Consider the following 23730-nt stretch of genomic DNA (forward strand, 5'->3'; position numbering starts at 1 on the left):
TTAAACATTTAAGAAGGGATTTTTTTTGCCCTTAAAAAAGAAGATGCAAAGGATTTTCAATGAGCTCTTTAATATAGGCTAAAAACTCAACCGCCTCTTTCCCATCAATTTGCCTATGATCGTAAGAGAGCGCAAGGTACATGATAGGACGAATCACAATTTGATCATCTCTTACCACAGCTCTTGGAATGATGGTGTGCATCCCTAAAATAGCGCACTGAGGAAAATTAAGAATGGGAGTAGAAAATAACGATCCAAAAACGCCTCCATTTGTAATCGTAAAGCATCCTCCTTGTAAATCTGCAAGTGTCACGAGTCCCTCTCTTGCCCTCTTTGCAAATAGCTCCACCTTCTCTTCAATCTCTTTAAAGGAACTTTTAAGACATCCTCTAATCACAGGGGTCATCAGCCCTTTATCTGTAGATACAGCCACAGAGATATCGTAGCGATCATGATACACGGTATCATCCCCGTCAATGTAGGCGTTGACTTCTGGAAATTTTTGAAGAGCAAGCGCTGCAGCTTTGATGAAAAAGGACATGAGACCAAGCTTAACTCCGTAATGCTCTTGAAAATGCCCCTTTTCTTTTCCTCTAATGGCTAACACCTCACTCATATCCACTTCATTAAATGTGGTGAGCATGGCGGTCACATTTTTCGCTTCCACAAGTTTTCTAGCGACTGTTTTTCTTAAAGTACTCATCTTCTTCCGTTTAGAAGAGGAGGAATTTTTTTGAGAGGGCTCTTCTAAAGAAAGACTTAAAGTGAGAGATTTTTCCTCTTGAGGAGCTTGGATATCTTGCACACTAGGTGAAATGAAAGAGCTCTCTTGCACCCCCTTTGATTCTACAATAGAAGATGAGGATAGAGGTTCTTGAAGAGGTGCTAGCTCATTAGAAGTTTTTGCACTTAAATCAATGGATCCAATCTGTTGATGAACTGTGACACTGTCCCCTTCACTCACTAAAAGCTCTAATACCCCTGTGTCTTGTGCATAGATCACCTGGTTCACTTTATCTGTCTCAATCTCTAAGATTTCCTCTTCTTTTGTTACAAAAGATTTAGAGGGCTTTAATATTCTACTGATGGTTACATCTGAAATGGACTCCCCCATGGCAGGGATTAAAATATCAATTTTCACCGAAGGGCCTCCTTAATCAAATTCGCTTGTTGCTCGCTATGTATAGAGTGCGATCCTGTAGCAGAAGAGCTACTGGACGCTCTTCCTGCATACATCAAAGGACACAGCAACCTCTTTTCAATGAGAGGTTTAATGTAGCTCCATGCTCCCATATTTTGCGGCTCCTCTTGCGCCCACACCCAAGTTATCACAGTACAGTAGTGCTTGATCACCTCTTCAATCTCTTCTTGAGGAAAGGGGTAGAGCTGCTCAAGCCGGATGATGACAACAGTCTCTTTTTTTTGCTGGATCAAATCGTAATAGATTTTCCCGGTACAAAAGATCATCTTCAAAGGAGATGTTGCAGGAGAGATTAAAATCTTTTGAAAGGAGCTCTCATGAAGCTCCTCTAAACTCGATCTACACTCTAAATGCCTTAAAAGACTTTTAGGCGTCATCAAAATCAGCGGCTTTTTACTAGGATTTATTCCTTGATCTCTTAAGATATGAAAGAGCTGTGAGGGAGTTGTTACTTGCGCAACCAGCCAATTATCATCACAAGAGAGCTGAAGAAACCTTTCCAGTTTTGCAGAAGAGTGCTCAGCTCCTTGCCCCTCATAGCCGTGCGGTAAAAAAAGCGTGAGAGAGCTTTTTAGATTCCACTTCTCTTCCATGCTAGAGAGAAACTGATCAATGATGACCTGCGCAGTATTCACAAAATCTCCAAACTGCGCCTCCCAAATCACTAAAGAGTTAGAAGAGTTAAGAGAGTACCCTAACTCAAACCCCAGCACTGCATATTCTGATAAGGGAGAGTTATACACTGTAAAAGAAGAGTGATTCTCTAGCCCTTTAAGAGGGGTATAACGCTCTTCTGTCTTTTGATTGGTCCAAACTGCATGCCGGTGAGAAAAGGTGCCTCTACAAGAGTCTTGCCCGGACAAACGAATAGAAATCCCTCTTGAAAGAAGCTCTGCATAGGCAAGCTCTTCTGCTAAAGCAAAGTCTACATTTTTTTGAGTTATGTTTTGCAGGACTTCTTTTTTTTCTTCCTGCCGTTTTTGCAGTTTAGGATGTAAAGAAAACCCTTTTGGGATAGAGGTGAGGTGATTAATGGCTCTTTGAAAAAAGGAGCCATCAATAGGTGCTACCCTGCTTTGTATAGGAGAAGACTCTTCTTGCAAAGCTTCATACTCTAAAGCGTTTTGCAAACTTTTTTCTAGCTTCTGCGTAAACTGCTCTTTCACCTCTTCTATCCACGTAGGCTCTATTAGAACCTCTTTCTGTAATTCAAGGTAGAGCGTACTGATCCCTTTTTTTTGCTGTAAAGCTTGATAAATAAGGGGCTGTGTAAACTTAGGCTCATCACTTTCGTTATGTCCATATTTCCGGTCGCAATTAAGATCTATAAATACATCCATATGAAACTGCTGCCGTATTTTTAGCGCAAGTTTGATCACATCTAGACAAGATTCTGGGTCATCTCCATTCACATGAAAAATCGGGACTCTAAAAGTAGAGGCAATATCTGTACATAAATTTGTTGATCTTCCCTCTTGAGGGGATGTGGTAAATCCGATATGGTTATTGATCACGATATGCAGCGAGCCACCTGTTTGATACCCTTCTAATTGACTCAGCTGTAACGTTTCATACACAACACCTTGCCCGGATAATGAGGCGTCCCCGTGGATTAAAAGGGGAAGGATTGAAGCAGTATCTCCCCTCTCTTGTTTAGCTCTTACTTTCCCCTCAATAACAGGAATAACAGCTTCTAAGTGACTAGGATTTGGACTCAAAAGAAGCTGTATTCCGTGATCTTGAACTGTCTTCCACCCCAAATGATACTTCACATCTCCAGATCTTTGCTCTTTGCCTAAAGAGAGAGGATCTAAAAATTCTTTAAAGATGTGGACATAAGGTTTTTGAAGCACCTCTGCTAACACAGTGAGCCTTCCCCTATGGGCCATGCCGATTTCTACTTCCTTAATCCCTAAAGCGTGCATGGTTTCAAAAGAGCCCTTCAGCATCGGAATAAGCGTCTCTGCTCCCTCTAAAGAAAACCGTTTTTGACCTGTAAATTTTTTATGTAAAAAACTCTCAAACGCCTCCCCTTGATAAAGCTCTTTCCAAATCTTTTGCTTTTGAAGAGAAGAGTATGAACTCACGACCCTTTGGCAAAGCTCTTGATGAATAAATTGCCGTAAAGCCTCATCTTGAATCATCTCAAGCTCTACCCCTATAGAGCTGCAGTAAAGGGTTTCTAATTGCTGGATGATCTCTTTTAAAGAAGCTGTTAACCCCATACCTAGTGTCTCATTCACAAGAAAGAGTTGATCTAGTTCCTCTGAAGAAAAGCCATAGGTAGCATAAGAGAGTTTAGATAGAATTAATGAAGAGTGATCTCTTAAAGAATGCACAGACTTTTTTAAGTACCCATAGTTTTGATACGCCATCTTAAGAAGATCAATCCGTTTATCGTAACTAAGGGGTAAAAGCTCTTTAGAGACGCCCTTTTGATGAGAAGATGAAGTCTCACTCTCTTCTTGCTTTTGGAAGAACTGAATCCAAGAGGGATCTAATGAGCTTCGATCTTGCAAGTAATGTTCATAAATGTCTTCGATATAAGGTAGATTTGTTAAAGGTATCTCTTCCAAGTCACTCTCCCTGATCTAGAAGCTTCTTATCTCCTCTTATCATAAATTAATATTTTAAATAGATATTTTTTGATGGCAGGGGTCTAAAAAGAAGAAGTGATCCATGCGATTTCTCATGATTCAATAAAAAGGGGAAGGACTTGTATTCCTTAAGATTTGCCTAAATCACTAAGTAGATAAATGAAGAATAAATTTTTTAAATTGCTGTTTTTTTCCAAGTTATAAGATACTCTCATCATATTTTTGATAAGCTCATGGCTGCTTAACTCTTAGAATAAACCGTTATGTAATAAGTCCTGATAAGAAAAAGGCTCCCCATTGGCGTGGTTTATTCCGTTCTATTTTCATTGCCATGAGAACTGCCTGCTGAAGGGCTTTAGCTTTATTTAGCTTAACAGTTCCTATTCCTAAGTAATGCCTATAAAACGCATCTACCATCTGAACAGTTATTTTTCCTTCAGGAAGCGGCCAGTAACTAGCAATTGTAGAGAGAGCCCCAGCTCCTAGAAAAGACCAAATGGGGCCAATACTCCCCTCTTTTTGCAGATTGCCTCTTCCTAAGTGGCAAGCGCTCATAAAGACAAGATCTGCTCTTAATACGAGAGAATTTACCTCTTTAGCATGAAGCTCTCCTGATGGATGCTTCTCATCAGGAGCTAGCTTAAAGAACCCTTCAAATACAGAATGAGGATCACCGGGAGGCTTTTGATTAGAGAGCCCATGACACGCAATATGAATCCACTTAGCAAGAGGCGCATATTTAAAGATATTATCCACTGTTGCCGTCTCTTGCGTAAAGATCTGCTGAGAAAAGGGTTCCATCAACGGAGCAAGAGTTTGCCGTATTTCACTTTCTGCATAGCTTAAATTATCTTCTTCTTTTTTAGGGGTTAGAGGATTACCAACTAAAAGCGCTTGATCAGAAAACTCTTTAGGTAGCTGATCTAAAAGAGAAAGCACTTGAATAGACGGTGCTATAGAAACTGGATATTTTTCAATAAGGTATTTGTCCTCTTTTGCATGATAAAACGCTCCAAAAGGCAGATGCGCTAAAAACCCATCCGGAATAAAGGTGAGTGTCTCTTCACCATCTTGAGAAGGGAGATAAGGCTCTAGAGGGTGAATTAAAATGTCATACCAATTGATGAGTTTTTCTTTAAACAGTTCATTAGGGTTCTTTTTCCCTCTTACCGGGCGTTTACCTTCATCTTGATAGGGAAATGTTTTGAAAATTTGATCTAATTGCGAAAAAGCACCATCTGGAATAACGATAGGAATAGATTGAAGAGATGTCTCCCTAGCAGAAATCATCCAAGCATGGATATCCATCTTTTCCTCTCCTAGAGGTATAACAGAATAGACGATAAAAGTTGTATGAAGTTTTTTGGCTATCTCTTGCATTTTTTGAAATGAAAGAGCTTGAATAGCAGTTTCTTGTTTCTTTTCTGAGAAGAGTTTTTGAGATAGAAGGGAAGAGAGCGCACGTGACCGCCTCCTATCAGAGATCTCTAAAGATTCATAATTTTTATTTTTTAACGATAGTACCTTTTCTAGATTTACATAAGACCTGGACCAATGCTCAAATAGTGTCACTTGCCATTGGGCCTCTTTTGCATCATGTTGAAGAGAGTCTGTAATATTAATTCCTTTACGAAAATATTCTTCTGCTTGATCATACTTACCTAAAGCACTGTAGGCACTTCCTAAATTATTATAAACAATCCCTTCCCCTATTCGATCTTTAAGGATTAGAGAAATTTTTAATTTCTCCTTATGATAATTAACTGCTTTATGATGATCACCTAATGCACAATAAGAATTTCCTAAATTGCCATAGGCTCTTCCTTCTGCTGCCTGATTTCTACATTCTAAAGCAATTTTTAAATCATTATCATAATATTCAATTGCTTTAGAAAACTCTCCTATAGCGTAATAGTTGTTTCCAAGATTACAAGATGCTCTTCCTTCTCCTAAACGGTCCTTAAGCTTTAGAGTAATAGCTAAATGCATCTCGTTATATTTAATTCCTTTGTGATACTCACCTAATCTATGATATGCATTTCCTAAATTACCATAGGTCTTTCCCTCTCCTTCTTGATCTCCAATTTCTCGAGAAATGATTAAATCTTTCTCATAATATTCAATCGCTTTACGAGACTCTCCCAGCTCATCATAAGCAATTCCCAAACTATTATAACCCCTTCCTATATCATGATAATTTTTTAACTCTTGAACAATCGCTAAATGCTTCTCATGGTACTCAATCGCTTTATGAAATTCCCCTAAATAACGATAAGTCATTCCTAATTTGGCATAAGCCCTTCCTTCTTTTTCCTTGTCTCTAAGCTCTCTGGCAATGACTAAATACTTCTCATGATACTCAATTGCTTTATGACTCTCGCCTAAATCACCATATGCGCCTCCTAAATTACAATACGCATCCGCCTCTCCCAGTTGATCTTTAAGCTCCAAGGCAATTTTTAAACTATTTTCTTGATAATAAATTTTTTGATGGCAATTTCCTAAATTACCATAAGCATTTCCTAAATTAGCGTAAGCTCTACCCTCTCCCAATCGATCTTCAAGCTCTAAAATAATTTTTAAATTTTTCTTATGATACTCAATTTCCTTATGATAACTATTTAAAGTGCAGTAGGCATTTCCTAAATTGTTATAAGCTCTCCCTTCTCCTATTTGGTCGTTAAGCTCTAGTGCAATCTCTAAACTCTTCTCATAATAATCAATTCCTTGATCGCACTTTCTTAAAGCTACATAGGCGTTTCCCAAATTGTTATAAGCCCTTTCTTCTCCTAAACGATCCCTAGCCTCTATAGAAATTTTCAAATCTTTCTCGTGATACATGATGGCTTGATGATAGTTCCTTAGATTATACTCTGTATTTCCCAAGTTCGCATAAGCTCTCCCTATTCCAGGCTGATTTTTGATCTCTAAGGCAATAGTTAACTGTTGATTGTAATAGTTGATAGCTTGATCATACCTTCTTAAAAGGGTGTAGGTATTTCCTAAATTGCCATGCCCTTTCATTTCTAGCTCACGGTCTTTAAGGACTTTAGCGATCTCTAACTCTTTTTCATAACATTTAATCACTTTAGAGTGCTCTCCTAAGAAAGAGTAAGTATTACGTATATCAGTTAAGACTTTTTGAACATGAGCATACGGGCTTTCACTGGTTAATGCATGGGAGTGATCTTGCTGGATTAGTAAAGGTATAGCCGTTTCATAAAATCCCTCTTCTTCAAATAATTGATCCAAAAGGAGAAGAATGTCATCTCTTTGAGGACCTTTTAATAGGAGTTTAAAAGGCTCTTTTCTTAAGAAAGATACAGCGTGGTCTAGATAAAGATGAAACCCTTTTTCATGACGTCCTTGATCTTTTATGAGCTCCTCTAATTGAAATTTAGTCTTATCCCACACCTGAGCACAAATTTCTTTTTGCTGCCCATCGGCAAATTTCTTATAAAGAGCTTCTTGCAACTGATAATCTATTTCATAACATATCAGATTTGAAAGAGAAGAGCTTAAATATTTTATAACCCCATGTTCAATTAGTTGTTCTAAAGCATCTCTAAAATCTGTTAGAGAACGACAAGGATATAAATCCTCAAAAAAGAGCTTTAATAATTCTTCAGGAATAGAGCTTCTTCCCAAGAGAGAGATTCTCTTCATGAGATCTTTACTTAATGGAGAAAATGTATCATCTTCATCAAGGCCTAATAAGATTGCTTGATGTAAAGGGGTTAATATGTTGCTCGGTTCAAGATGAAGATATTGTCTTTCAGTCAGAAAAGATGAGCTTTTTTGTAATACATGGCCGTGACTATCTTGATTAACTGAGGTAATATTTTCTTTAAAGCTTATACTTTTCTTAATCTTTTCTTGTAAGGTAACTGCCATTTCTATAAGAAACTGAGGAATATGCGTAAAAAAGGAATACAGCCTAGTTTTATAATCTAGGGTATTTGAGGAAGAGTGAAGAGCGTCTGCTACTTTTTCTTTAGTCAAAATATTTGTATTAATATCCATCTGTAAACTCCTCAATCATGCATAAAATTAAAAACATAAAACCCAAGACAACATTTTATTTTTTGAATCAAAAATAGAAAATCTTAAACCCGATCTAAACAGGATTAACCTAAAGCTTCATTTTGGAACATCTTAACCTAATCTTCAAACATGTTATGCATGTACATCCTTAAATCAAGCCTGATAAGAAAAAGGCTCCCCATTGACGAGGTTTATCTCGCTCTATTTTTATCGCCATAAGAACTGCCTGCCGTAATGCCTGTGCTTTATTTAGCTTTAAAGTCTCTTTTCCTAGGTAATGTTCATAAAAAGTCTTCACCATTTTGACTGTTATATCTCCCTCAGGAAGTGGCCAATAACTTGCAATGGTAGATCTAGCCCCAGCTCCTAGAAAAGACCAAATGGGACCGATACTTCCTTCTTTTTGAAGATTACCTCTTCCTAAATGGCATGCACTCATAAAGACAAGATCGGCTTTAAGCACAAATTGATTCACCTCTTTTGCGTGAAGATGCCCTGAGGCATGCTGAATATCTGCGGCTAGTTGAAAAAACCCTTCAAATACAGAGTGAGGATCATCTAGTGGCTTTTGCCCTGCTATTCCATGACAGGCAAAATGAATCCACTTTGCCAAGGAAGCATATTTAAGGACATTTTCTACTGTCGCACCTTTCTGAGTCAAAACTTGATCATTGGGAATATTCATCAATGGGGCTATAGCATGGCGTAGCTCTAACTCAGAATGGAGTAGATTATTATCTTTTTCTACGGGAGTTGTGGGATTACCTATTAAAAGAGCTTGATCTGAAAACTCTTTAGGTAGCTGATCTAAAAGAGAAAGCACTTGAATAGAGGGCGCTATGGAGACCGGGTATTTTTCAATGAGATATTGCTTTTCTTGCGTGTGATAAAACGCCCCAAAAGGAAGATGCGCTAAAAAACCATCTGGAATAAAGGTGAGAGTCTCTTGATCATCTTGCGAAGGGAGATATGGTTCTATAGGATGAATGAAAATGTCATACCAATTGATGAGTTTTTCCTTAAAAAGTTCGTTGGGGTTCTTTTTCCCTCTTACGGGGCGTTTACCTTCATCTTGATAGGGAAATGTTTGGAAAATTTGATCCAATTGCGAAAAAGCACCATCTGGAATAGGGATGGAGATTGATTGGATAGAATCTCCTCTTGAAGAAGCAATATAGGCATAGAGGTATATCTTTTCCTCGCCTAAAGGCATAATGGAATAGATGATAAAAGTTGTATGCAGCTTTTTTGCTAACTCTTGCATGTTTTGAAATGAAAGGGCTTGAATAACAGGTTCTTGATTTTTTTCTAGCAAGAGTTTTTGAGAGAGAAGAAAGGAGAGAACTCTGGCCCGTCTCATATCAGCAACTTCTAATGCCTCCTTATCTTTACCCTGTAATAATAACACCTTTTCGAGGCTGCTATAAGTTGTGGATAATTGCTCAAAAATTGTGACTTGCGATTGAGCCTCTTTAGCATTACGTTGAAGAGTGGCGGCAATTTCAATGCTTTGGCGAAAATACATTTCTGCCTGAGGGTAATTTTTTAAGGTATAATGAATATTTCCTAAATTATTATAAGCTCTCTCTTTCCCTACATGATCTTTAATATCTGAAGAAATTTTTAGCTGTTTTTCATACCACTTCATTGCACGAGGAAAGTCATTTAAACTAAAATAATAACGTCCTAAATTCCCATACGCTCTTCCTTCTGCAGTTTGGCTTCCAATTTTTAAAGCAATTGCTAAATCATTTTCATAATATTTAATTGCTTCAGAACTGTTTCCTAATGAGGCATAGGCATTTCCCAAATTGCAAGAAACTCTCCCCTCTCCTATTTGATCTCCTTGCTCTTTAACAATGATGAATTGTTTCTCATAGTATTCAATTGCTTGATGATATTTTCCTAAGCTACTATGGGCATTACCTAAACTCCCATAAGCAGTTCCCTCTCGGCTTCGATTTCTAAGCTCTTGGGCAATAGTTAAATATTTACCGTAATACTCAATCGCTTTACGGGGTTCTCCTAATTCCTCATAAGTAATGCCTAATCCGTTATAAGCATTTCCAATTACTGTCTGGTTTCTAAGCTCTAGAGCAATCATTAACTCTTTCTCATGGTACTTAATCGCTTGATGGTATTCTCCTAAATAGCGATATATCATTCCCAAGTGCGCATAAGCCTTAGATTCCCCGGTGCGGTTTTTAAGATTAAGATCAATGAGCAAAGATTTTTTAATATACTGTATCGCTTGATCAAATTTTCCTAATTCATAATAGGAAGTTCCTATATTGAAATAACATCTCCCCTCTGAAACCAGGTCTTTAAGTCTAAGTGCAATGTCTAAACTTTTCTCATAATACACAGTTGCTTCATAAATTTTTCCTAAAACTTTATAAGCATTTCCTAAATTATTATAGGCTCTTCCTTCTCCAACTTGATCTTTAATCTCTAGAGAAAGATTTAAATCTTTTTCGTGATACATGATAGCTTGATGATACTTACCTAAGATATAAGCTGTATTTCCCAAATTTGCATACGCTCTCCCTACTCCAGGCTGATTTTTGATCTCTAAAGCAAGAACTAACTGCTGATTGTAATAGTGGATAGCTTGATCACATTTTCCTAAAGAATAATAGGCATTTCCTAAATTGCCATACCCTTTCATTTCTAGCTCACGGTCTTTAAGGACATTAGCGATCTCTAACTCTTTTTCATAACATTTAATCACTTTAGAGTGCTCTCCTAAAGAAGAGTAAGCGTTACGTAGATCGGTTAAAACTTGTTGAACATGCGCATAAGAACTTTTACTTGTTAATGCATGAGATGGATACTGAGTGGGTGAAGGTAAAGCTCTCTCATAAAATCCCTCCTTTTCAAATAATTGATCCAAAAGAAGAAGAATATCATCCCTTTGAGGACCTTTTAATAAAAGTTTAAAAGACTCTTTTCTTAAGAAAGATATAGCGTGATCTAGATAGAGATGAAACCCTTTTTCATGACGCCCTTGATCTTTGATGAGCTCATCTAATTGGAATTTAGTCATCTCCCACATATGAGTACGAATCTCTTTTTGCCGCTCATCACAGAATTTTTGATCAAGAGCATCTTGAAGCTGATAATCGATTTCATAACATAGTAAGTCTAAAGAAGAAGAGCTTAAGCGCTGTATAACATGAAGTTTAATGAGCGGTTCTAAAGCATCTCTAAAATCCCTTAAAGAATGACAAGGATATAAACTTTGAAAAAATTGTTTCAGTAGCTCTTCAGTAATAGAGCCTCTTCCTAAAACAGATACTGATCTGATCAGATCTTTACTTAACAAAGACAATCTATCATCCTCATCAAGAGTTAATAAGATGGCTTGGAAAGAAGGAATTAAGGTTTGACTCTGTTCAAAATGAGAGTGCTGCCCTGTAGCTATTGAGTTTTTTTGCTGTGAATAACCTTGATCAAGGAGGTTAATATTTCCTGTAGAGTTTACGCTTTTCTTAAACTTCTCTTTTAAGATAGCTGAAGTTTCTATAAGAGCCTGAGGAACATTTGTCAAAAAAGAAGAAAGCTTTTCTTTGTAACTGGGTAAACTTGATTGAGGCAAAGACGCTTCTGCTAAGCTTTCTTGAGTGAAATTTTTTGTATTAATACTCATGTGCAACTCCCAGAGTTTTAATAAAATTCAACTATGAAATACAAGAGAATATTTCTCAATATTTTTAATAAATGATTCCAATTGAGCTGTTGCAATCTCAATTTTTAGATATTTCAATCTGATCTTAAATCACATATTCAAGAAAATCACTCTCTATTTTGCACTTTTTTAATCATGAGAATAGAGCCTCTTTCTCATTTAAAGATTCAATACACTAAATACTTCTCAAAAAAATATATTGTTTTTTTCAAAACTTAAGGCACATGAATTTTCTATTAACCTCTAAAGCAAAGAAATGAGTTCCTATTTAGAAATAGGGATAGAAAGAAGGGCAGCTTTTTGCCGATTTTTACAGCTTAAGATTTTTCTTGCATGCTCAATAAATTCGTCATAAGAAATGTTCTCAATAGCTTGCAAGTATTTTTTATCGCATTCACAATTTAAATGTCCCTTGATTAAATGAGCATGTAGAGAGACCACTTTCTGAGGAAGTGTTCTTGGATAAATAGGTTTAACCCGGTTTATTGCAATTTTCTTAAGATCCAGAAAACGTTCATAAGGAATTTTAAGGGTTAAATCGTGAATAAAATCTTCTAAAAAATGCTCTATATTAATGACCATTTCTTGAGGTGTATAAGCGGTAGATTGCGCTACAAAAATGTAAAAATTTTTCCCTTTTATCTTCCAACTGTCACAATCGCTTGCATAACTTACCTTCTCATTCGTTCGCATGAAATGAAAAAAGTACGCCTTCATTACAGGTCTAAGAATCTGTTGAACAGCGTAGGTTAAATCTGTGGAACCTTCTGGATTAAGGAGTAAAAAAGCTGCCTGAGGTTGTTGATAAACAGAAGGCCTAAAAATATTTTTTATTCCTCCTTCCAAGGAATTTTCTATTTTTAATAGCGGCTTTTGATTTTCTAATCGATCGGTAAAAGGCGATGGAGGAATAAAATTAGAATATATTTCAATCAAATGTATGGCTTCTTTCTCTGAAAGGTCTCCAGCAATTGTTGCCTCTGTGTAAGTAGAAAGAAATAGAGACTTAGCTTTTAAAAGATAATCTTCATAAGAAAGCGACTCAAGAAACTCTATTTGATGTGCAAGAGGAGAAGTTATTTTTAATATATCTTCTTTAACGATGCTACCAACATTATCTAGAATTTTTCTTCTGCTCATATTTTGATATTTTTTAAGAATATGTTTTTTATAGAAAATAAACTCTTCTCGAGATACCAAGGGATTGAAAAAAGATCTCATCATTTTTTCAAAACAAGCTGGAAAATTCTCACTCCATCCTGAGAGAGTAACAACATAATCCAAATCCCGGGGCATTACCTCAAATTGAATTCCAGCAGCATTCATTAAATCTAACTCTTCCCCCATTTTTCCATAAGTTTTACCCATATGAAGATCGAGTAAAACTTTTGAGGATGTTGTGTTATCTATCATAGGTGCTTGAATATTCAAATAGACAGCAGTTTGAGGAAGCTGATAATTTTGATCTTGAAGAAAATACACCCTTCCCATTGGATTATCTATTATTTTTTTCGGCTGCTGTTCAGGAATTTCCATTTGATGAGAACTGCTTAATGTTTGAGGAAAATAGGGATTAGGTGTAAAAAATATTTGACAATGGGGCAATTCTGCCCACTTTGCTAACTGAGAAGCATCTATTGAATGGAGTGTATAGGGTGTATTAGTCCATTTTTCAATTAATGTATTTTCTTCTGAAAAAGTAGCGGGTGGGACGGTTAATACATACAAACATTTTGTAGGACTTAAATGCTCTAGAAGGGATTTTATTGTTTTGCACTCATTAGTCAATGAGTTAAGATGAAAATTCTTGCCTAATGCCATATCTTGAGCTAGCTGAGAAGCTACTGCACGTTCATCCTTGGAGTATTGATAGTATCTATCAATAAGATTTTTTTTATTAAAATCTTCCCAAATACAGGAAGGAATTTCAGTATTTTTTAGCGATTGAAGATATTGAAATGTTCTCTCAATAATTTCATATGGATGAGTCAATCCTTCCTCTGTTAACACATATTCAAATTCAATCATCGCTGATGATTGATCATGCCACTGGCTTTTAATATTGAAAGATGTTGCAAGATCTTCTCCTCTTAATAAATCAAGAAAACTATCCTGTTCTGGCTTGATCAGGATCATTTTAAGCAATGCAACTGAGCTAGAGTTTTGATCCATCAGAGATGTTGGAATTGCCCAAAGCATACTTAATCGGTGCCTATTTTCCATTGACTCAATGCGAAGAAGCTTTTTTTCATTTTTGGAAGAGAAAAGAGGCGGGAGTGGTAGTTTAGAAGGGATCTTATGATGCATTAGCTGCGAAAAATGGGTTTCAGTCAAAGTCATGAGTGTTTCTAAGGGTTGCGGAGAAATAATCACAAGATGCATTTGGCTGGGGTCATAATTATCCTGGTACCAAGAGTGAAGATCTGTTGCATGAATGGATGATAAAGTTTCGTAATTACCTACTTTAAACTGAGAAAAAGGGTGTAAGGGGTTGACAGCCTGTTGAATACAGTAAAACGTCTTTTGTGCATTTTTTCTTAACTGATACTCTTGCTCAATAACAGTCACTTCTTTTTGGATATTTTCTTGAAAAAAATGCGGTTCTTTAAAAAGAGAAGCAATTTTATCTATCCCTTCTATTAAATCTTGATCAAGAAGAGAAAATTCATAGCTTGTACAGTTAGTGTCTGTATAAGCCCCGTAGGTCCCCCCCTTTTCTGCTAACCATTTCACAAAACTCTGTGAGGAGCCTTGAGGGCCATTTTTTTGGATAATTAAATGCTCTATCAAGTGAGCCATTCCAGGATAATTTTTTGGATCTTGATAGTTTCCTACCGCAACATTTATCACAACATGAGATTGAGAAGCTTGAGGTGATGAGATTAAAAGAGCTTGAAGTTGATTCGGAAGCTTAATTTGAATAGCTGTTGCATGGGAAAAAGAAGGGGAAAGCGCGTCTAATTTTTGCTCATTATTGATGATTGTATAGGAAGAAAATAATGCGTTATTGAAACAAAAAAACACACATAAAAAACGAAAAAACAATTTCATTATTAACACCATTACAAACTGTTATTAAAAACTCTCTACAATTTTAAAATATAATCAATCTTAATTCAACAAAATTTATTCAATTCAAAAAATGTAAAAAATCCAAAACGAGCGTCTTTTATTTGAATAAAAAATATTTGCGAGATTCCATTGTCCCCAAAAATGTACATATTTTCTCATCTTTCATTTTCATGCGTCAATCATTATTTTTTTTAGCATTGTAGAATCCACATAGAATAACAACTCATTACAACGATTAAATATAATCGTTATAAAAACACTATGTTTAAAAAAAACTCAATACTTTAAAAATTCATCAGAAATACAAATATTCTTCTTGTGAATAATTAGATTCTGCTGAATAATTTTGGACACCTTGATTAAAATATGTCTTATATTTTAAAGATACAAAAGAGCTTTAAAATAAGCTGAAAGATAGGATGTTTTCCATGAAAAGCGAACGATTAAGAAAACTTGAAGCCGAGTTAACTGACCTAGAACAATGGTTGAAATTAGGACTAGTGCCTAAAAAAGATGTCGAAAAACACCAAGGTGAAATTCTTGTTCTAAAACAAAAAATTCAAGAAGAGAAAGATAGACTCCGTTTCCTCAAAGAAAGCGGCGCTCTTGAAGAGTATGTTCCCCCTAAACGGTCGAACCACGCCAGACAACCTTTCTCTGATGCAGCCAGCATGCCTGATATTGAAACACCAGAAGAGGGGCTCACAGAGTTCGGCTTAGATGTTGAAAATGAGTCATATGAATTTGAAACAACCATGAGTGATGAAACAGATGGGGGTTCTGAGTCTGGATCTCAAGGTGATGAAGATGATCAAGACGAAGATGAAGATGATGAAGATCCTTTCAGCGATCGTAACAGATGGAAACGAGGAATTCTCGAAGATCCTGATGCAGATAGCTGGTAATGGAGGAGATCTCTCTTTACTTTCACATCCCTTTTTGTACAAAAAAATGCCCTTATTGCCATTTTTTTGTAGTTCCTAACAATATAGGCTCTCATTCAGATCTCCTTGAAGGATTAAAAACTGAATGGGAGCTCATTTCTCCTCTTATTGAAAATAAGAAAATCGTTTCTATCTATTTTGGAGGAGGGACTCCTTTTTTAATTGGCAGCGCTGCCATTCAAACCATTTTAAGCTGGATTAAGCCGTCTCACCCTGTAGAAATCACGTTAGAGGCAAACCCTGATGATATTACCTTAGAAGCGATGCAAGACTTTTATGAAGCTGGAATTAACCGGGTTAGCATTGGTATTCAGTCGTTAGATAATCCTCTTTTAAAAACTTTAGGAAGAATTCATACAGCCCAAAAAGCTACCGAGTCTGTTTTACTTACCCATCAAGCAGGTATTCATAATATTACAGTAGATCTCATGTTTGATCTTCCAGGACAGACACTTAGCTCATGGAAATCTACACTAAGAGAAGTCTCTACACTTCCTATCACTCACCTCTCTCTTTACAACTTAACCTTTGAGCCAGGAGCTGTGTTTTATAAAAAACAAAAAGAGCTCTCTCCTCTTCTCCCCTCGGAAGAGGTGTCTTTAGAAATGCTCTCTTTAGCCACAACATCTTTAGAAAAAATGGGCCTTAAGCGGTATGAGATTTCAGCTTTTGCAAAGCCTTCATTTGAGTCTTTACACAATGTGGGATACTGGACAGGAAGATCTTTTTTAGGGCTTGGCCCCTCGGCTTTTAGTTATTGGGAAGGGAAGAGGTTTCAAAATGTGTGCCATTTAAAAAAATACACCTCTTCTTTAAAAGAGAAAAAGCTCCCTAGAGATTTTGAAGAAAAACTAACTCCTCAAGCAAGCCTTCACGAAAGATTTGCGATTCACCTAAGGCTTTTTAGAGGAGTTCCTCGTCATCTGTATCATATCCAAGGTGATCTTTTAACCCGGTTAGAAAAAAAAGGGTGGATCACTCTATCGCCTGATACCATTTGCCTTACAGATGAAGGTAAACTTTTTTACGACTCTGTCGCTGAAGAGATTGTGATTTTAAACTCTCCCTAGCCAGTCACTTCTCTTATCTATTTTCTTTAAAAAATCTATTTTATCTTCCTATTTACAAAAAAATAGGGATTTGTCATAAGGAAAATATGATGAAAAAAACTTTATATTCTCTCCTTGTAGGGACAATGCTCATGACAGCATCTCCCTCTTTAGCAGAAGGGTCTTTGCAAGATTGGCAAACAGAAACAGATGATCTATGGAAGACAGAGTCTAATGTCCCTGACACCTTAAATACAAACATTAACTCTTCCATGCTGGCATGGGGATTTGGCTTAGGGATTGGGATTGCTATTTTATCTGCAGTGCTGGGTCAAGGAAGCTCTCATCAATCAACTGATGCGCCTTAAAAAAGGCTTACAACCTTCCCTTTTTTAACACAGGGTATTCTTCCTTTGGTAAAGAAAATAGCTATGCTCCTCTTCTTTTTGGAAGAAATTCGCGGCTCAAAATAGCTTCTCTTTTTACAGTAAAAACTCCCCAGCCTAAATAAGATTTCTTTTTATCAAGCAATTCCCTGAAATCTTCTCCATTTCAGGAAAGCTTTTTCTCCTATTTAAAGGCATCACGCTCTCTTAAAGGCTAATTTTTTTTAAATCTTCATATAGACAGTTTTTTCTTCAAAAAACTCTGCTGAACATAACAGGCCTTATTTTTTTTACAAAATCATTTGATTCAGCAAGAAGAAAAAGAGTATCCTTGATCCATTAAGAGTGGCTAGGGGTTAGCTTCTAGGCAATAAAATACCTATTAAAAACCGTTTTTCACCCTCTGTTATCTCTTAAAATATCTACACCTTTCTTTTAACCGATCTTCAAGGAAAACAGATGAATCAACTTGATCAATTAAAGACAATGACCACAATTGTTGCAGATACAGGAGACATTGAGGCTGTTAAAAAATACCTGCCAACTGATGCAACAACCAACCCTTCGCTTATATTAGCTGCCGCCTCTCAAGAAGAGTATCAATTTTTGATTGATGAGGCTATTCAGAAGACCCTTGCACTGGGCTTAGATTCTACTCAAGTCTTAAGATGCCTATTAGATCAAGTGTGTGTAAATTTTGGCATTGAAATATTAAAAATGATTCCTGGCCGTATCTCAACAGAAATCGATCCTAGACTCTCTTTTGACTCTCAAAAATCGGTTCAAAAAGCAAAAGAGATCATTAGCCTGTATGAAAAAGCTGGCATTGATAGAAGCCGTATTTTAATTAAACTAGCTTCGACATGGGAAGGGATCCAAGCAGCAGCTGCTTTAGAAAAAGAAGGTATCCACTGCAATATGACTCTTATTTTTAGCTTAGCTCAAGCGATTGCGTGTGCAGATGCTAAAGCCACTTTAATATCTCCTTTTGTGGGACGGATTTTAGATTGGTACCAAACGCATACAAAAAAGAGCTACTTGCCTCATGAAGATCCAGGTGTTCTCTCTGTGAAAACCATTTATAACTACTATAAGAAATTTCATATTAAAACAGAGATCATGGCAGCTTCTTTTAGAAACTGTGATGAAATTACAGAGCTATCAGGATGTGATCTTTTAACAATTGCGCCTAAATTTCTTGAAACACTTTCTCAAGTAGAGAGTCAAGTGCCTCGTCAACTCTCTATAGAGTCTTCACAAAACATGGATATTAAGCTAGTCAAAATGGATGAAGCTTTATTTCGGTGGATGATGTGTGAAGATGCCATGGCCTCTGACAAACTGTATCAAGGGATTAGAGGATTTACATCTGATATCTTAAAGCTCGAGACACTTTTAACTCAAAAGATGCAATCCGCTTCATAAATAGAAAAGAGTAAAGGGGTGAAGATAAGAAAAGGTCTGCTTCTCCAACCTTAAAGACCTTTTTGTTTACTTCATCCCTTTTATGGGATACAATGATGGCAAAATTTAATTGACTTATGGCACATATTTTAGTTGCAGATCAGCTCTCTAAGACCTTTCCAGGTAGCCCTCCTATGACGGCTGTTGATAGTATTTCTTTTCATTTAGGAAAAGGAGAAATTCTTGGCCTTTTAGGATGTAATGGGGCAGGAAAAACCACTACCATTCAAATGCTTCTAGGAACCCTCACCTACAGCTCAGGTTCGATTCAATATTTTGGTAAAGAGTTTAGCAAGCACCGTACTGAGGTGTTACAACACATTACATTTGCAAGTACTTATGCCAACTTACCTTGGAAGCTCACCATTGAGCAAAATTTAAATGTGTTTGGAAGGTTATATAGCCTCTCTAATGCTCAAATTAAAAAACGGAGAGACCCTCTTTTAGAGCGGTTTGGGATTGCGGATAAGTTAAAAACAGCCGTCTCTCAACTCTCTGCAGGGCAGCTCACCCGTTTAATTCTTGTGAAAGCGTTTTTAGCAAGGCCCAAAATTGTGCTTTTAGATGAACCGACTGCTTCTTTAGATGCGGATATGGCAAAAGAAGTGTGTTCTTTTCTTTTAGAAGAGAGAAAAGAACATGGGACATCCATGCTCTTTACCTCCCATAAAATGGCAGAGGTGTCTCAACTGTGTGATAGAGTTCTTTTTCTTGAGAAAGGAAAAATTGTTGCTAACGATGTCCCGAAGAATTTAGTGAAAACCATTTCTCATTCTCTTGTGCATCTAACTATTGTCGATGGAATGAAAAGACTCATCCACTTTCTAAATCAATCTCACATATCTTATACAGTAAATCACAGACAAATTGAACTCCGGATCGAAGAGACAGCCATCCCTCATCTTCTCACAGAAATCATCCATCTCAAAATTGCGTTTAGTGATATTCAAATTCACCACCCAACTCTTGAAGACTACTTTTTAAAAATGGCAAAGCAATGATAAATTTAAAACGGTGCTGGGGAATTTTTTTACACTACTTTTACCTGTTTGCTAAGCTGGAACAAATTGCAGATCTTTTTTATTGGCCAGCCATTGATATTGTGCTCTGGGGCTTAACCACTGTGTGGATTCAACATGAAAGCGGGCACACATCAAATGTTGCTCTCATTGTGATGACAGGGCTTGTATTTTGGCAGATTGTGTGGAGAGGAAACTATGAAATATCGATTAATCTTCTTCAAGAGTTTTGGAATAGAAATCTTGTAAATCTGTTTTCCACTCCTCTAAAACTCACAGAATGGATGGTGGGAGTGCTACTGTTATCCACTTTGAAGATCTTCATCACGATTGGATTTGGTGCTCTTCTTGTGTATCTCCTTTACTCTCTTAACATCTTCTCCTTAGGGTTTGCTTTTCTTCCATTCACAGCGCTTCTCATGATGTCAGGATGGGCAATTGGCTTTTTTGCTGCCTCTATTGTGATTTATTGGGGACAAAGACTTCAAATGCTTGCTTGGATGACAGCTTATATTTTTGCTCCTTTTAGCGCAGTCTACTACCCTGTCTCATCCCTTCCAGCCTCTTTACATGGTATTGCTTGGAGTCTACCTACAACCTATGTTTTTGAAGGGATGCGTGCCATTTTAAATGGAGGAGCTTTTCCTTGGACTGCTCTTTGCTATAGCTTAGGGCTTAACCTCTTCTATTTATTTTTAAGTATGATGACATTTTCCTTTGCCTTTGAAAAAAGCCGCACTAAGGGTCTCTCAAGATTTGAATAATGACAAATACGCTCTCTTTTATATTGAGTCATCAATAAAATAGAGAGCATTACTCTAAATCAATTTATTATATCTTTATAATTAAAATCAAATAAACAAAAACTAAATCCATAAAAACCAGATATAATAAAACCCGATTGAATCTTTTATAACACTCCTGTAGAATGAATGCTACGAGGTTTTATGAATATTAATTTAGCTCCTATCAAGCCACTACTTACTCCCCAAAATTGTTTAAGGGCAGCTCAATGGATTGTATGTGCTCAGCTAGCTCATAGCTTAGTGATTCCCATTATCTCAAAACTCTACGGCTCTCCTTTTGAACAAATGCCACTTTTTCCTAGAGTGCTAAGTTTCTATTCCTCCACAGCTTCCATCATTGAATTTAGCGATTTAGGAGAAAAATTTTTAGGAAGTTACGGCCTTGCTTTTTCTTGTCTCATTTTCGCTAACGCGTTAACTCACCTAACAAAAGCTCTTTACACCCAAAAAAAGCCCCCAATTCCCTCTTTTTTAAGAGATCTATCTAAAGCTTCTTTAAATAAAAATGATTTAAAAGAGCAAGACTCTAGAGCAGATGCTCTTCTTAATCAGCTTGCCTCTCTTCATAAACCTCACATCATGTTGGTAGGAAATCCAGGAACAGGAAAAACCTCTCTTGTTGAAATTATAGCCAAACAGCTGAAACAATCTCATATGAAAGAGTCCCCCCTTTATCAAAAGACCATTTACCTTTTAGATAAAAATATCTTTTTAAGTAAAACAAAGTATCTTGGCCAGTTTAATGAAAAAATTGCAGAGCTTTTAAGTTTTACTAAACGGAACAAAAATGCCATTATTTTCATTGATGAGATTCACACCATTCTTTCAGATGGAAAAACACAAAAAGGGACAAGCTCAATTGGAGAGAGTTTAAAAGAAGCTTTAAGCCGAAATGAAATTCATGTCATTGGAGCCACGACGCCTCAAGACTATCAAAACTGTATGGTGGACTCAGCACTCAATAGAAGATTTCAAGAAATTCACATTGAAAATATGGATCCTCTAAGCTGTATGGAAGTATTAAACAGTTACCTTAAACAAAATCACCCTGGTAAAACCGTTCACCCTTCTGTTCTTCATTTTGTGATCATGATTTCCTCTCTTTACCAAGGAGATCGGGGACAGCCTGATAAAGCATTAACACTTCTTGATCATCTTCTCAATCTCAAGATTGACTTTACAAATCCTATTGATGAAACCACCTCTTCTCTTTATAAAGAAGCGATCGTAACTGCTTTAAGTCACTATTACTCCATAAATAAGGGTGATATTGATGTGATTCTTAATGCATTTATCCAAAAAACCCCAGCCCCTGAAATCACAAGTCAGCTCATCCTTGCTTCTCCCCCCTCTTTTCTTCAAGATTTATCTTCCTCATCTTCTTCTTTAAAAGATATCCATCCCGTGTTTAGCAATCAAACAGCTGATTATCTTAAGCAAGGAGAAAGTGCTGTGATTCGAGGGGTAAAGGGAAGCGGGAAAACTGCGGCTATTTACTTCATTGCCAACCAGCTCAAAAAAGAACAAAAGAAAATCTATCTTCTTCAAACAGATGCCTTTATTTCACAAGACCCCTCTCTTCTAGAGCATAACTTTCGCCAAATGATAACTTTTTTAAATGAAAATAAAAATGCCATCCTTTGTATTGAAGAGATTGAAGATTTGCTTTCTAATCCTGTAATTCGAACATCCTTGCCCACATTCCAGTACACCTTAAAAAATCATCTGCAAAAGAAAGAAATGCAGCTACTTGCCACAACTGCTTTAATGCACGAAGAGATTTCTTCTCTTCCGCAAGATCTCTTATATCTACCTCTTCCTCCTTTAAAAATAGAAATGGCAGAGCATTTGTTAAAAACTCACTTCAAGGATGCTTCATTAGAAGAAGATAAGATCCAAGAGCTCATAGGAAAAGCGCAGAAAGAACTCTCAGATCAGACAACGGTTGCTAAGGTGCTTCAAACCCTTAAAAAGTATCTATTTGAGTCCTCTAGCTACGCATCTTCATCTATAGCTTTTGCCTCTAAACAGAACTAAAAAAATGCAAATCTCTTTTAATGAAAAAAGAGGTTTGCATTTTTAATTTTTTTATTACAATAAGAATGCATCCCCACCTTTAGAGGATAAAAATTCATGATCAATCCTGTATTCATCCACTCCCCTCTTCTTTACACCTGTTTAAATACAGGAAAAACAACCCTATTATTAAGCATGGCAGTAGTTCAAATGCTTTTTATGGATACAATGGCAACTCAAAACCATCTCACTCTACCCCCTACTCTAAGGGGATTTCTTTACTATTCCACTGTAACCCCCATTCTTTTATATCATGCTGCAAGCTCTATCAAAATCAAAAATATAGCTATTGTGCTTTTAGTGGGAACCTTTACCCTGCAGCTGTTCATCGTTATTAATAACTCCTTAAAATCCCCTCCTCCTTCTGACTCTTCTTTAGAAGAACTCCCTCTTCAAACTTCTACCCCTCCTTTTTTGCAGAAAATTTCTTCCTTAGATAAAGGGGTGATTCCTTTTGATAAAGCAACGCTTGATGCTGTGACACAAAAATTAGCTAAGCACCGCTTAAGTCTCTTAATTCAAGGAGAAAAAGGGATTGGAAAAACATCGACAGCGCAATTAATTGCTCATGCCTTAAGTCAGCAAGAAAAATCCGTCTATCAATTTTTTCCGGGCCACTTAATTGATCTCAATGTGTCTAATATGACATCTAATATTCAATTATTTTGTGACTTTTTTAAGGAAAATGTTAGCTGTATTCTACTGATTGATGATCTAGAGGCTCTTTTTTCAAATGAAGTCTTAAATGCCTATGCTCCTACATTCATTCCCCATTTGGTGAAATTAATTGAAGATAAAAAAATTCAATTTATAGGAATAACTACTCTTCAAGACAATAAAAGGTTCCCTATGGTTCCTATTTATGAAGTACCAAAACCCACCCCTCAGCAAATTGCTCTTTTACTGAAAAATTACACACAGTCTCACTACCCCTCTATTCAGTTTCATCCCGAGGCTCTTTTACAAATTGCAAATCTCAAATTTACCTCTTTACCCATTCAAAAAAACACGCCTTCTGATGATCCTTTAACTTTAGCAACAAATACCTCTCCTTCTCCCTCTCTGAACCTTGCGCATTTTTTTAAAACAGTTGACGATATTATTTTAAAATGTGGAAATACAGAGTTAATAGATTTAACAAATATCAAGGAGTTTTCAAGCTCTTATCATGAAGATATCCTCTAAATTGAGAGTAAAAACATCTTTTTTGACTCAAGATGATGGTTTCTAAGCTAGCTTCTTATCATCCATCTTTTTTGTGAATATCAACTCACTCTCTCATTCCCTTTTATTCATGGGATTTAAGAGTTTTATTTCTCTATCTTTTTCCTTAATGGGAAAATCGCATCACTATACCTAATATTTTTGAGTTTTATTTCTTAAA

At 36.5% G+C, this 23730-nt stretch carries 12 protein-coding genes; 8 read left to right on the forward strand and 4 right to left on the reverse strand.

The window, feature by feature from the left end:
- Window positions 1-31: 31 nt before the first annotated feature.
- The 4 genes from ACI7T6_RS03600 to ACI7T6_RS03620 form a co-directional block, all read right to left on the reverse strand.
- Window positions 32-1141, reverse strand: a complete 1110-nt coding sequence (locus ACI7T6_RS03600) for a 2-oxo acid dehydrogenase subunit E2 (protein WP_404665055.1) — start codon at window positions 1139-1141, stop codon at window positions 32-34.
- A complete protein-coding gene (locus ACI7T6_RS03605; protein ID WP_404665056.1) occupies window positions 1138-3777 on the reverse strand; it encodes a 2-oxoglutarate dehydrogenase E1 component in 2640 nt (879 codons plus the stop codon). The genes ACI7T6_RS03600 and ACI7T6_RS03605 overlap by 4 nt, the downstream gene beginning before the upstream one ends.
- 4213 nt (window positions 3778-7990) lie before the next feature.
- Complete coding sequence (locus ACI7T6_RS03615) at window positions 7991-11491, reverse strand: tetratricopeptide repeat protein (RefSeq protein ID WP_404665057.1); 3501 nt, start codon at window positions 11489-11491, stop codon at window positions 7991-7993.
- A gap of 303 nt (window positions 11492-11794) precedes the next feature.
- Window positions 11795-14581 carry an insulinase family protein gene (locus tag ACI7T6_RS03620; RefSeq protein ID WP_404665058.1) on the reverse strand — a complete coding sequence of 929 codons (2787 nt, stop codon included), beginning with the start codon at window positions 14579-14581 and terminating at the stop codon, window positions 11795-11797.
- A gap of 449 nt (window positions 14582-15030) precedes the next feature.
- Here ACI7T6_RS03620 and ACI7T6_RS03625 point away from each other — a divergent pair, with 449 nt between their 5' ends.
- From ACI7T6_RS03625 to ACI7T6_RS03660, 8 genes are all read left to right on the forward strand, one after another.
- Window positions 15031-15507 carry a hypothetical protein gene (locus tag ACI7T6_RS03625; RefSeq protein ID WP_404665059.1) on the forward strand — a complete coding sequence of 159 codons (477 nt, stop codon included), beginning with the start codon at window positions 15031-15033 and terminating at the stop codon, window positions 15505-15507.
- Window positions 15507-16616: a radical SAM family heme chaperone HemW gene (hemW, locus tag ACI7T6_RS03630; protein ID WP_404665060.1), complete on the forward strand. Its 1110-nt coding sequence runs from the start codon at window positions 15507-15509 to the stop codon at window positions 16614-16616. The genes ACI7T6_RS03625 and hemW overlap by 1 nt, the downstream gene beginning before the upstream one ends.
- A gap of 89 nt (window positions 16617-16705) precedes the next feature.
- Window positions 16706-16963: a hypothetical protein gene (locus tag ACI7T6_RS03635; RefSeq protein WP_404665061.1), complete on the forward strand. Its 258-nt coding sequence runs from the start codon at window positions 16706-16708 to the stop codon at window positions 16961-16963.
- Between the two features lie 477 nt (window positions 16964-17440).
- Entirely contained in the window at window positions 17441-18406 is a 966-nt protein-coding gene (tal, locus tag ACI7T6_RS03640) for a transaldolase (RefSeq protein ID WP_404665062.1), read from the forward strand.
- A gap of 116 nt (window positions 18407-18522) precedes the next feature.
- On the forward strand, window positions 18523-19446 hold the full coding sequence (locus tag ACI7T6_RS03645; protein ID WP_404665063.1) for an ABC transporter ATP-binding protein: 924 nt from the start codon (window positions 18523-18525) through the stop codon (window positions 19444-19446).
- On the forward strand, window positions 19443-20228 hold the full coding sequence (locus tag ACI7T6_RS03650; RefSeq protein ID WP_404665064.1) for an ABC transporter permease: 786 nt from the start codon (window positions 19443-19445) through the stop codon (window positions 20226-20228). Before ACI7T6_RS03645 ends, ACI7T6_RS03650 begins: the two co-directional genes overlap by 4 nt.
- A 183-nt stretch (window positions 20229-20411) precedes the next feature.
- Window positions 20412-22307, forward strand: coding sequence for an AAA family ATPase (locus tag ACI7T6_RS03655; protein ID WP_404665065.1), 1896 nt, complete (start codon window positions 20412-20414; stop codon window positions 22305-22307).
- A gap of 96 nt (window positions 22308-22403) precedes the next feature.
- Window positions 22404-23531, forward strand: a complete 1128-nt coding sequence (locus ACI7T6_RS03660) for an ATP-binding protein (protein WP_404665066.1) — start codon at window positions 22404-22406, stop codon at window positions 23529-23531.
- The last annotated feature ends 199 nt before the right edge of the window (window positions 23532-23730 follow it).

This window comes from Rhabdochlamydiaceae symbiont of Dictyostelium giganteum (assembly GCF_964291045.1).
Taxonomy (GTDB): domain Bacteria; phylum Chlamydiota; class Chlamydiia; order Chlamydiales; family Rhabdochlamydiaceae; genus PALSA-1444.